This window comes from Lysinibacillus sp. CTST325 (assembly GCF_054665055.1).
Map to the genome: position 1 here is coordinate 323,965 of NZ_BAAFHO010000003.1, position 12,471 is coordinate 336,435.

Annotated in this window: 10 protein-coding genes; 2 read left to right on the plus strand and 8 right to left on the minus strand. The window is 36.2% G+C overall.

All coding sequences use genetic code 11. From position 1 onward, the window contains the following. Window positions 1-172: 172 nt before the first annotated feature. The 7 genes from ACYQ73_RS11335 to ACYQ73_RS11365 all read right to left on the minus strand — a co-directional run bounded on the left by ACYQ73_RS11335 (window position 173) and on the right by ACYQ73_RS11365 (window position 9,866). A complete protein-coding gene (locus ACYQ73_RS11335; protein WP_460012590.1) occupies window positions 173-1,831 on the minus strand; it encodes a hypothetical protein in 1,659 nt (552 codons plus the stop codon). Window positions 1,832-1,994: 163 nt separating this feature from the next. Then, on the minus strand, window positions 1,995-2,168 hold the full coding sequence (locus ACYQ73_RS11340; protein WP_012295488.1) for a YjfB family protein: 174 nt from the start codon (window positions 2,166-2,168) through the stop codon (window positions 1,995-1,997). A gap of 118 nt (window positions 2,169-2,286) precedes the next feature. Next, a complete protein-coding gene (gene yihA, locus ACYQ73_RS11345; protein WP_132357011.1) occupies window positions 2,287-2,868 on the minus strand; it encodes a ribosome biogenesis GTP-binding protein YihA/YsxC in 582 nt (193 codons plus the stop codon). A 4-nt stretch (window positions 2,869-2,872) separates the two neighbouring features. Next, window positions 2,873-5,197, minus strand: a complete 2,325-nt coding sequence (gene lon / locus ACYQ73_RS11350; protein WP_460012657.1) for an endopeptidase La — start codon at window positions 5,195-5,197, stop codon at window positions 2,873-2,875. A gap of 230 nt (window positions 5,198-5,427) precedes the next feature. After that, on the minus strand, window positions 5,428-6,699 hold the full coding sequence (gene clpX / locus ACYQ73_RS11355) for an ATP-dependent protease ATP-binding subunit ClpX (protein ID WP_460012591.1): 1,272 nt from the start codon (window positions 6,697-6,699) through the stop codon (window positions 5,428-5,430). 775 nt (window positions 6,700-7,474) lie between these two features. Next, window positions 7,475-8,764, minus strand: a complete 1,290-nt coding sequence (tig, locus tag ACYQ73_RS11360; protein WP_460012592.1) for a trigger factor — start codon at window positions 8,762-8,764, stop codon at window positions 7,475-7,477. A gap of 112 nt (window positions 8,765-8,876) precedes the next feature. Continuing rightward, window positions 8,877-9,866, minus strand: coding sequence for a hypothetical protein (locus ACYQ73_RS11365; protein ID WP_460012593.1), 990 nt, complete (start codon window positions 9,864-9,866; stop codon window positions 8,877-8,879). 404 nt (window positions 9,867-10,270) lie between these two features. Between ACYQ73_RS11365 and ACYQ73_RS11370 the strand changes: the two genes are divergently transcribed. After that, window positions 10,271-10,738 (plus strand): hypothetical protein, encoded by a 468-nt coding sequence (locus tag ACYQ73_RS11370; RefSeq protein WP_460012594.1) that lies wholly within the window; start codon window positions 10,271-10,273, stop codon window positions 10,736-10,738. 328 nt (window positions 10,739-11,066) lie between these two features. On the opposite strand, the gene ACYQ73_RS11375 is transcribed toward ACYQ73_RS11370, so the two are convergent. Further along, complete coding sequence (locus tag ACYQ73_RS11375; RefSeq protein WP_460012595.1) at window positions 11,067-11,198, minus strand: hypothetical protein; 132 nt, start codon at window positions 11,196-11,198, stop codon at window positions 11,067-11,069. A gap of 236 nt (window positions 11,199-11,434) precedes the next feature. Between ACYQ73_RS11375 and ACYQ73_RS11380 the strand changes: the two genes are divergently transcribed. Next, window positions 11,435-12,277 (plus strand): DUF2785 domain-containing protein, encoded by an 843-nt coding sequence (locus ACYQ73_RS11380; RefSeq protein WP_460012596.1) that lies wholly within the window; start codon window positions 11,435-11,437, stop codon window positions 12,275-12,277. Window positions 12,278-12,471: the final 194 nt, after the last annotated feature.

Genomic DNA, 12,471 nt, shown 5'->3' on the forward strand with positions numbered 1-12,471 from the left:
CTTTACAAAATAATCAGGTGTGTTGATTAACCATTATTATCTGCTTTTATCAACACACCTGAAAAAGGTTAACCTCTGCTCTCCTTCTACGTAGGGCGACAAAGTTTCCCACCACAAGCGAATACCTTCATCGTAAATACACTCGCAGAAGACTCACAGACTTCTAAACTGATTAATCAACTAATATTAAATGCGCTTTGACAAACCGATCTGATAATACTACTAAACGATCAGAAGGTTTTAAATCAGATGCTTGAATAACTTTACCAGCTTTAATAATTGTAGCTTGGTCAATGTTCATATCAACCATTTCACCAGCTTCATACCAGCGACCGTTTTGCCATTGACTAACGCTCTTCACATTAATTACAGCTGGATATTTCGATTTAACTGACTGTAGTTTACCAGTTAACATTAATGGTGCAACCGGCTTCGCTTTATTAAGAATATGAAGGGCCTGCACATGACCATCCTTCACATAGAAGTATCCATATTCTCCTTCAAATAAATGAAGCTCAATATCAGGAATGACACTATATATTTTTTTACCATCATCAACTATTGCCTTTGTCGAATTACTAACAGATAGTACAGTACGCTCTGTTTTCTTGAAGACATTTGACTCGATCTTCATCGCATCATCAATTTCGACTAAATAGCCATCTGCTTGTGATAAACGTCCATAATATAACTCATGACCTGATAAGTTTGGTGACATAAAGCTATCACTTGTTACTTGCACAACTTGGGCATAATGATCACGTGCAGCACCGTCCGAAATAACAAAGGCTGTACCATAAGCTAATAAGCCAGTTGGTTCAATTAAACGACCATTTCTAATTAAAATCGATCCATCATGGAAGTATAATGTACCGGCAGATTTAAGTTTTAATACTTGATATTTAGTATCTACAGAAAGCATAGGCTCATAGTAAGTTCGCTCATTGTTTTTCAATACAACAATCTTTTCAATCACTTCTTTGCCAAATTGTTTAACTGTTGCATAATATGCTTGACTGCCAATGTAATTTTTTAATTGACCTTTATCAACTTTTGTATTTCCAACATATATCGGAACCTTCGATGAAAAATTCATCGTTGATAAAGCCGTTGTTGTGTCAGAGCCAAATTGCCAATTTATAAAAGCATGTTGGTTTTTGACAGTTAATTTATTTGTATTGGCATTAACTGTCTGTATCTCACCTTTATACAGGTTTTCAACTAATGTGCCCGTCTCACTAATGTCTATTTTTGTGACAATGGATGTGCTTAGATTTTTAAGGCTAAGTTTCACACGATCCCCCACATATAAAGCGCTAATATCGACAGCTGAGGAGTTTTTTTGATATTCTGTATCTTTATTTATATAGTAAGTTGTTTCCTCCCCAATATCTGGCTTCAGCATAATGAATAGTCCATTTGGATCAATACTTGTCACTACTCCAGCAAGTGTTTTCGTATTTTGTGCAACTGGTGGAGATTCTATTTCATTTGAAGAATTAGAAGTACCTCGAAGCTCAACAACACTGCGAAGGGAAATTTCTGCTTCTACTTTCATTCCCATCTTAAAGCCTTCGATTGTTGTCACTGTATTATTAATATACAGGCGGGCACTATCATTTATATTGTATGTAACTTGACGACCGCTTTCATTTTGCAAAGTAATTTTACTAAGCTTTTTTTCTATTACTCCGTTAGAATTTGCATATTCTGAAAATGTTACATCAACAAAGGTTCCAGTCACCATTTGTGCAGCATGGGCTGTTTTATTCGATGAAAATCCGAGAACCGTTAGTAACATAATCATTAGTATGTATGAAATCTTCTTCAACAAATCCCGCCTCCTAAAAAATTGTTATAATAAATAGTATATCGTACTATTGGTAGTTTTTCCTATTCAAAAAGTTACATTTTAGTGCTTTTACTTACTTTTTAAATCTACCATTAGACACAAAGATAGAGGTAGCTTCCAATTTCAAGCTACCTTTGCTTCATCATACTTGAACGTCAATTGTATGTCCGGCTGTCGGATGTGGAGCATCTAACATTTCAACTAATTGTTCTGTATTTTGCTGTTGCATCTCCATTGCCTGTTTCGTTACAGCTAGAGATACATTTTGCATTAAAGTTGCTTGATTCATTGCCATTGATAAAGCTGCGATATCCATTTAGTCCACCTCCTATCTAATTTATCGGTCAGTTGTTCCATTCATCAAGCGATTCCCCAAATTATTAATAAAAAAACATCTACTGTCCTAAATAATAGACTCAATAGATGTTTTTTTATTACATTTTATTTTCAATCGTACGCCAAGCTTCTTCAAAGCCAATTCCTTTTTCTGAAGAAAAGACAATAAGAGGATCATTTTTTTCCATGTCTAGCGTTTCTTTCACGATTTTTTTATGCTTATCCCATTTACCTTTTGGGATTTTATCTGCTTTTGTTGCGATAACAATACAAGGAATATTGTAATGCTTTAAAAAATCATACATCATGCGATCATCAGCTGTAGGGGGATGACGTAAATCCACAATTTGTACGACTGCCTTTAATTCATTGCGCCCTGTGATGTAACGCTCAATCATTTTTCCCCATGCTTCACGCTCAGTTTTTGAAACCTTTGCATAACCATAGCCCGGAACATCTACAAAAAATAATTGTTCTTCAATTTTGTAAAAATTAAGCGTTTGTGTTTTTCCGGGCTTAGAAGAAATACGTGCTAAAGCCTTACGACCGATCATTCGGTTAATAAATGAGGATTTTCCCACATTTGAACGACCGGCTAGTGCAAATTCTGGCAGTCCATCTTCTGGATATTGGTCTGGTCTTACAGCACTTATGACCATTTCTACGTTATGGACTTTCATTTTCTTAAAAACCTCCGTCCAGTGCATAGGCTAATACTTCATCAGCCGATGACACTAGTTTAAATGTTAGTTGTTCGCGTACACTTTCAGGAATATCCTCAATATCTCGCTCATTATCTTTCGGACAAATAATTGTCGTTAAGCCCGCTCGATGCGCACTGAGTGTTTTTTCCTTTAAGCCACCAATTGGCAGTACACGTCCACGTAATGTAATTTCACCTGTCATGCCGACTTCACGGCGTATTGGACGGTGTAAAATTGCGGAAACAATTGCGGTTGCCATAGTAATACCTGCGGAAGGTCCATCTTTTGGAACAGCTCCTTCAGGAACATGAATATGAATATCATGTGTTTCAAAATATTCTGCATCCACTTTTAGATCTTCCATTTTTGTACGGACATACGATAAAGCTGTTTGAGCAGATTCCTTCATGACATCGCCTAGCTTCCCAGTTAACTGCAATTTCCCTTTACCAGGTGTTAATGATACCTCAATTTGTAATGTATCACCACCTACAGTTGTATAAGCAAGCCCAGTAGCTACACCGATTTGATTTTCCTCTTCTGCTTGTCCATATCGGAAACGATGTTTACCGAGTAATTCCTCTAACGTTTTCGAGCTCACTGTTACTCGTTTTTTCTCACCAGAAACAATGATCTTAGCGATTTTACGACAGAGGGTTGCGATTTGACGCTCTAGTCCGCGAACACCTGCTTCACGAGTATAATAACGGATAATATCCACTACTGCTTCGTCTTTAATAATAACTTGTGTTTTTTTCAAGCCATGCTCTTTTAACTGTTTCGGTATTAAGTGATTTTTCGTAATTTGCTCTTTTTCAATTTCTGTATAACCAGCAATTGAGATTACTTCCATACGATCTAGTAACGGCCCAGGAATTGTACTCAAATCATTCGCAGTTGCTATAAATAATACATTTGATAAATCATAAGGTTCTTCAATGTAATGATCACTAAATGTATTATTTTGAGCCGGATCTAAAACTTCAAGCATCGCCGCTGCGGGATCTCCCCTGAAGTCATTAGACATTTTATCAATTTCATCTAGAAGGAACACAGGATTAATTGTTCCTGCCTTTTTCATCCCTTGGATAATACGACCAGGCATTGCCCCAACATACGTACGACGATGACCCCGAATTTCCGATTCGTCTCGTACCCCACCTAATGAAATACGGATAAATTTGCGATCCAAGCTTTCTGCAATAGATCGAGCTAATGATGTTTTACCTACACCTGGAGGGCCAGCCAAACATAATATTGGTCCACGTAACGATTTTTTCAACTGACGTACAGCTAAATATTCTAATATACGTTCTTTTACTTTTTCTAATCCGTCATGATCACGATTTAAAATGTTCTCTGCATGTTCGATATTCATGCGATCTTCAGTCGCATTTGTCCATGGTAATGAAACAATCCAATCAATATAGTTTCGGATGACGCCACTCTCTGCACTAGCTGCTGGTAGCTTCTCATAGCGATCCAACTCTTTGAGCACTACTTCTTTCGTTGATTCAGGCATTCCTGTTTCATCAATAAGTTTACGTAATTCAGCTACTTCGCCAGTTTTTCCTTCACGATCTCCTAGCTCAGTTTGAATAGCTTTCATTTGTTCACGTAAATAATACTCCTTTTGCGTACGCTCCATGGATTGCTTAACTTTTGTATTAATTTTCTTTTCAAGATCAAGTACTTCTTGCTCGTCATGTAAACGAATAATTAAATGATCTAAACGCTTCTTTACATTGAGCATCTCTAATACTTCTTGTTTATCTGCAATCTTAAAGGGTAAATGCGATGCAATGATGTCTGCCAAACGACCTGGCTCTTCAATGTCTGCCACAGTACTAATGGTTTCAGATGTAATTTTATTGGAGCCTTTCGCGTATCTTTCGAAATACGTTAACAACGTACGCATTAAAGCTTGTGTTTCAACATCCTTACCGATTGTTTCCTCCTTAACATCGATGTCAACAATCGTATATTTATCTAGCGCTCGATAATTAGACCATGTAGCACGTGCCACACCTTCCACTAAAATACGCAGTGTACCATTTGGTAATTTCAGCATCTGTTTGACATATGCCATCGTACCAACTGTATATAAATCTTGCTCATCAGGCTGTTCATCATGCACTTCTTTTTGTGTTACCAATAATATCAATTGGTCCTCCAGCATCGCTTGTTCTAGCGCCGCTACAGAACGATTTCTACCCACATCAATATGTAACACCATCGACGGGTATACTAAAAGTCCACGTAAAGGCAATAATGGTACACTTGTTGTTTTTTGTATTGTCACCATGCGGGTATTCACCTCCGTCAAAATTTTCTTATTCACTCCCACGCTACTAGTATGTGTCTAAAAAGCTGATTCACACTAGTTAATCAATTGAGCCAAAAATTTCATCTAATTACAGTTGGCTTTATGTATGAATGAATAAAAAGCTGACTGTCGATATGTGCGAATATTGCACAATCGAAGTCAGCTAAATTACTCTTTATCTCATAACAATAGACATTTATGTCTGTTCGTTATGCTGAAGTTTTTGTGTCGCTACCTTCATCGAGTTCAGTGCCATCTTCAAGAAGCAATTTCGGTTTTTCTTTATCCGTAATTGTTTTTGCCGTAATGATACATTTTTTCACATCTTCACGTGAAGGTAGTTCGTACATTACTTCAAGCATTGTTGACTCAATAATTGAACGAAGACCACGTGCACCCGTCTTCCGTTCAATTGCTTCTTTTGCAATTTCAGAAAGAGCACCTTCATCAAACTCAAGCTCAACACCATCTAGTTCAAGCATTTTTTGATATTGCTTAGCTAGTGCATTTTTAGGCTCCGTTAAAATTTGTACAAGCGCAGCCTCGTTTAATTGTTCTAGACTTGCAAGTACTGGTAATCGACCGATAAATTCTGGAATTAGACCAAATTTTAATAAATCCTCCGGAATCAGCTTTGCCATAATTGAGCCTTCATCCATATCAATTTTGTTTGGATCTGAACCGAAGCCAATTACTTTTTCACCTTGACGACGTTTAATAATGGATTCTATTCCATCAAATGCTCCACCTACAATAAATAAGATGTTTGTAGTATCGATTTGTAAAAACTCTTGGTGTGGATGCTTACGACCACCTTGTGGTGGGACACTTGCAACTGTACCTTCTAAAATTTTTAGAAGAGCTTGTTGTACACCTTCACCAGAAACATCACGTGTAATGGATGGATTTTCGGATTTACGTGCAACTTTATCGATTTCATCAATATAGATGATTCCTTTTTCAGCACGCTCGATATCGTAATCTGCGGATTGAATTAATTTTAATAAAATATTTTCAACGTCCTCACCAACATAACCAGCTTCTGTTAGAGAAGTAGCATCTGCAATCGCAAAAGGAACGTTTAATATACGTGCCAATGTTTGGGCCAATAAAGTTTTACCGCTACCAGTTGGGCCGATTAACACAATGTTCGATTTTGCTAATTCTACATCATCAATTTTACTATTTGTATTAATGCGTTTGTAGTGATTGTAAACCGCAACTGCTAAAGCTTTTTTAGCACGTTCTTGTCCTATTACATACTCATCTAAAATCGTTAAGATCTCTTTTGGTTTTGGAATATCTTGGAACTCAATTTCTTCTTCAACGCCAAGTTCCTCTACAACGATTTCTGAACAAAGTTCGATACATTCATCACAAATATAAACACCAGGACCTGCAACTAGTTTACGTACCTGTTCTTGTGGTTTTCCACAGAATGAGCATTTTAAATTGCCTTTTTCATCATTAAATTTGAACAATATGTTTCACCCCTATTCAAGCAACAATCTTACAAGATTATTGAATCTTAATCAAATAAATTGTCTGCATCTATTTACACCACGGCGTTTATGTTTCAAGATTTTAAAAAGGTTTCGACATTCATTGTACGAAAAACATTAACATTTATCGCAAATAATGCCCATTCTTTAACTTGATGAATTCCAGCTCATCACCATAGCGTGTGGTTGATTTTCGTTCCGGCTAAGCGCTTTACCGAGGGCTTACAATGAGTCACTCCGCCACTGAATCATATTTCCACGTATTTGTGTAACTGACTGATTCTTCAGAAACCTCTAGCGACGAAAGACCTTTCTTTTCGTCAAGATCTCTGACACTCGACAATTGCCGCTTTCGCTAAAGAAAATAATGGCTGAAAGAAGTTAAAATCTATTACATTCGCCAGAGGCTTAACTTCATTCAGAAGAGGATGTATTTCGTTGTTCCTCATTTGAAAGAATTGAGACATCATATGATCTCTGCTGAATAAAGTCAAATTTTAGCATCGTGTGAAAAGTCAAACAATACTATGTATTAGAGAAGTGTAATGGCCTTTGCCTATCCCCTTTTCAAAAAAGTATTTCCTTTTGGAGGATGCTTTTTGCGATGAAAGTAGTCGTAATATTAATAATAAAATTAACTGAACTAATTCTAAAGGGGAATCTAGCTTAGCCTAAATAAAAAATATGTGATAAAACAAGGCACGGTTTAATGCCGTACCTTGTTTTCATTTTTCTATCCAGTTACAAAAAAATCCTATTCAGTAATTTTAGCGTTTTCTACTAAAAATTCAACTGTTTTTTGAATTTTAATGTCGTTTTCAAGAACTGCTGTGCCGCCTAAAGCTCCAGTAATTTGTTCTTTAGTCATGTTAAATTGAGCAGCCATTTTTTCTAATTCGGCTTCGATATCAGCTTCAGTTGCTTCAATTTTTTCAGCTTCAGCAATTGCTTCAAGTGTTAAAGATACACGTACACGGCTTTGTGCTTCTTCTTTCATTTGTCCGCGTAAATCTTCTTCTGATTGACCTGAGAATTGGTAGTAAAGGTCTAAGTTCATGCCTTGCATTTGTAAACGTTGACCAAATTCTTGTAACATACGATCAGTTTCAGAGTTAATCATACCAGCTGGTACTTCAAATTCTGCATTTTCAGCAGCTTTTTCAACTAATTGATCACGAAGTGTTGCATCAGATTCAGCTTGTTTTTGTTCAGCAGTTTGCTCTTTGATTTTAGCGCGTAAAGCTTCGACACCTTCAACTTCTGGGTCTAATTCTTTAGCGAATTCGTCGTTTAATTCTGGAAGAACTTTCGTTTTAACTTCTTTTACAGTTACTTTGAAAGTAGCTTCTTTACCAGCTAATTCAGCTGCATGGTATTCTTCTGGGAAAGTAACAACTACGTCTTTAGATTCACCAGTTTTTACACCTACAAGTTGCTCTTCAAAGCCTGGGATGAATGAACCTGAACCGATTTCTAGTGGGTAGTCTTCACCTTTACCACCTTCAAATGCTTCTTCACCTACGAAACCTTCAAAGTCGATAGTAGCTGTATCGCCTTCTACGATCGCTTCGTCTTCTTTAATTTCAAGCTCTGCTTTACGAGCTAATTGGTCTTGAATTTGTGTTTCTACTTCTTCGTCAGTAACTTCTACTGGAAGTTTAGCAACTTCTAAACCTTTGTACTCACCAAGTTTTGGCTCTGGTTTCACAGTTACTTGAGCAGTAAATGCGAAATCTTTACCGTGTACGAAGTTTTCTGTACCAGAAATTTCTGGGTAATCAACTGGCATAATTCCAGCTTCATCAATCGCTTTTGAATAAGATTCTGGAACGATGATTTCTAATGCATCTTGGTATAAAGACTCGATACCAAAACGTTGTTCAAACATTTTACGAGGCATTTTCCCTTTACGGAAACCTGGTACGTTAATTTGTTTTACAACTTTTTTGAACGCTTGGTCCATTGCTGCGTCTACTTCTGCAGCTGGTACTTCGATTGTTAAAGTACCGATATTACCTTCTTGTTTTTCCCATTTTGCTGACATGTATAAATACCTCCAAATAAATAATCAAGTTTAAATGTTAGACAATTCATTCGTAACTACGATTTTGACAACCATTTTAGTATAACATAGATGCGTATAGTTTCAACTTATTTCATACCTCATGTAGTTCTGTTAGTTTTTCTAACATTTGTAAAAAGTCAATGATTTCATAATCCATTTCCTGTACTTTCCCGAGCATAGATTGTACAAAGTCAATATAACTATAGGCGATATCATCGGCTTCGAATGGTTGCCATTCAAACGGATACGTTACAATGGCATGCTTCGCCATTAAATATTGTACCATTTCCAACGTCGATGGGTCTTGCTCTAATTTATTTTCAATTATTTTTTTTATTTCCCTATACTGAGGCAACTGGTTTGGCAGGACTAAATTATTAGGATTAACAGTTATTGTTTCATCAAATTTTGAGACAGTAATGTCAATCGACACTTCTTGTTCCACTAATAGAATTAATGCTAAGCTCTGAACAAATGGATGGATTGTTGGACATTCAATAATAGCTTTCAATGCTGTTTTTAATTGTCGTACATTCGTATCCATTAAGCGATGCAGTCGAATAGATTGTTCGTTTGGCGTTAATGCACTAAATTTCGAAAGTTCATATTCTTGCTCTTCTAACAATCGTTTAGCATCCTCTTTTTTTTGGAGATTCCTAGCAACTTCTTGATTCAAGCTTCTTAAGCGTTCAAATTTCTCAAGCTGATCATCTGGAAGTACGTTTTCTTCAATTAATGTCGTAATTAACGATTCCACTTGATGGTATTCCTTTAACTGCATACATACTGTAACATACAGTTCCATTACTTCTACATACAATGTCGTCCCCATAGCAAACAATTGCTCACATACATTTTTAACTTTATCGTATTCTTTCAATTCATATAAAGCATACGCGTAGGTACTTAATGTAATTTCGTCTCCAGCTTCATATAAAAATGCTTTTTCAAAGCTTGCCACAGCCTCTTCATATTGATAATTTTCCGCATACATATGTCCTTCACGTATTAATGTCTGAACAGCACCAGGAAAAACAACAATATTGTCATGTTTGATAACATGCCGTTTTCGCTTTGTCATTTTTCTCACCTCTTTACTTCTATTTTAAGTTTAGTTCTTATTGAATGATCATCATAACATGGGGTTTATTTCCGTATTCGCTGAACGCATTATCAGTAAGCTACCCTTATTGGGTCACGAAGGTTATCACACATTTGGGACGCTCCCCACCTTCACTCTAATCAATCTCATTAGTTGCTATACGTTGTAATATATATCACTTTCAACTCTTTAGGTAAATGACAATACATATATACCAATAAATCTATCTACCGTTCATTTTTAACAAAAATCTTCACTTTGGCATTTCATATTTTGTAATAAATTGTATTATAATTAATAATATCTTTTATTTATTATATTTATTATATTTACAGGCACCCAGCTTTATCTGTAATTTAAAGTTCTTCCAAGGAGTGGAATACATGCAATTAATAGATACAGTTAGTGAATTTGGTAGTAGCATCTCTCCTATGTATGAGGCACTATCAATTAAAGTTGTTTCGTTATCTACAGCGGACGGTCCCGATTTGAAGGATTATCCGATTGAATTTGAAATACTCACAAGAACTAAGATTGATGTATACACACAAGAAGCGATTACACATATTATAAGTATTCAAGGTCACATTCCTGGCTCCATTTCACTGGGACACCAACATGAGTCACTTTTTATTATTCCCCAAAATGTACACATTGAATGCAACTATAAACTTCTAAGTATCGACAAAAAAGATATGCAACGAATCTTACAGCACTCACAACCGAATCTTCATTATAGTGAATGGCTAATCGATGCCATTAAAAATGCAAATATTCTCGTAGAATTAAAAACTAATCAAAATACCTTTACGGAATGGCCGCTCGGTATAAAGTCAGCCGTTATATCATAACTAGGATGAGACATACTTTAATAGGTATGTCTTTTTTTATTGGAAACTATCGCGTCAGATGTCCTTAAAAATATGATTCTTCGGCAAAACAAGGGGGTGATTTCCGTTCCGACTGAGCGCTTTGTTGTTGCTGCTGCTACGCTTTCGCACAGAGCAAAACTTCCTGTGGAGCGTCCGTTGAGCCGCTTCACTCGATACGCTCGCTCCATAGACTCGGCCCAACACGATGTTGGTCACGAAGGCGTTATCACAGGACGTTCGTTCCTCTATTGCTGATCTCCAAGGAGTCGCTTAGTCTCCACTCTAATTAATAGTAAAAAAACGAAATTTAAACAAGAGTGATTTGCGAAGCGACAGCAACAAATGTTTTCTGTGCGAAAGCGAAGCGACAGCAACAATTACGCCAAGGCGAAAAACGCTCCTTTAATAAATCTTTCCCTTTTTGTCGCTTGTCTATCATATCAACTTTCTCTTGATTCTGGAATTCCCATTGTGAATATACTCCTATATCACTAGAGAGCTTCACAACTCACAAATTTATCGTTGAAACGCTATAATAAAAATGCATAGCTCTAAAAGCATTTTTACTATGTTTGCGCATTGTTATAAAAGTAATTACAAAGACTAGTGATTATCAAGGAATACATTAAAAAAAATGCTCTTATAGAGAATTAATTAACTTCGGGGGAATTACCTATGGATATCAAAAATACATTACAATCATTTTCCACTATGACACATTCAGCACGACAAGAATTTATGTTGCACAAGGGGGATTGGTTGTTACAAGAAATGTTAGCGCACATTGGTTCACCAGATGCCGAATTACGAGACAAATTAATTTATCGTACTTTTATTGAAATACTTAGCGACAATTTACTAAGCACCGAACAGTTACAATATTTATTTGATACTGTTATAGGTGACGATTTTTTATATTTAAAGCTAGGTGAAGAATTGACAGATAGTGTCTTTACACGTTCGTTTTCTGCTTTACTTGCAGCAGGTATTCTTGCAAAAGATGCTGAACTACTGGTTTTAAATGATGATCGTCTACAAGTTTTCTTTCAAAAGATTGGCCGCTATTTATTATTGGAAAAAGATACACGTGGTCATGTTCATGATAAGGGCTGGGCACATAGCATTGCACATGGTGCAGATTTAGCGGCAATGACGATTAAACACCCTAAATTTGATTTACAGCATGCACCTTCCATCTTGCATGCATTGAAACTTGTTACATGGAAAGATACTGTCTTTGTCGACGATGAGGAGGAACGCTTAATTAATATAATTGAAGCGTTACTAGCTCGTAACTACTCCGAAGAAGCATTGATAGAATTTGTCGAACAGGTATTTGATAAATTTGAAATGCAATTAGTGACTCAGGGCTATAGCGAAGCCTTTTTCAGTGGACGTACATGCACATTAAATTTAATGAAAACATTGTACTTCGCCTTAAAGATGAATAATCTAGCTCCAAAACTTCAAAATACTATCTATGGACAAGTAGCAAAATGGCTAAAGCTAGGAGCTTAAAATTCATCTTCATTACCTCGGCGTAATTGTGCCGAATAAAGATAAATCACTTTCTTTCTGCTTAGAACATTTATTTTCGTCTTTGTAACCAAAAATAGCAAACCAAGGATATCCTTAGTTTGCTATTTTTACTTTTTGAATAAAATATCAAAAATACAATATACGGAAGTTCATAACTATATTAACATAATTAA

Excerpts from the sequence above, each read along its gene's own strand:
- yihA (WP_132357011.1), bottom strand. The coding sequence starts at position 2,868 with ATGAAAGTCCATAACGTAGAAATGGTCATAAGTGCTGTAAGACCAGAC.
- ACYQ73_RS11365 (WP_460012593.1), bottom strand. The coding sequence starts at position 9,866 with ATGACAAAGCGAAAACGGCATGTTATCAAACATGACAATATTGTTGTT.
- ACYQ73_RS11380 (WP_460012596.1), top strand. The coding sequence starts at position 11,435 with ATGGATATCAAAAATACATTACAATCATTTTCCACTATGACACATTCA.
- ACYQ73_RS11370 (WP_460012594.1), top strand. The coding sequence starts at position 10,271 with ATGCAATTAATAGATACAGTTAGTGAATTTGGTAGTAGCATCTCTCCT.
- ACYQ73_RS11340 (WP_012295488.1), bottom strand. The coding sequence starts at position 2,168 with ATGGATATCGCAGCTTTATCAATGGCAATGAATCAAGCAACTTTAATG.
- tig (WP_460012592.1), bottom strand. The coding sequence starts at position 8,764 with ATGTCAGCAAAATGGGAAAAACAAGAAGGTAATATCGGTACTTTAACA.
- lon (WP_460012657.1), bottom strand. The coding sequence starts at position 5,197 with ATGGTGACAATACAAAAAACAACAAGTGTACCATTATTGCCTTTACGT.
- ACYQ73_RS11375 (WP_460012595.1), bottom strand. The coding sequence starts at position 11,198 with ATGATAGACAAGCGACAAAAAGGGAAAGATTTATTAAAGGAGCGTTTT.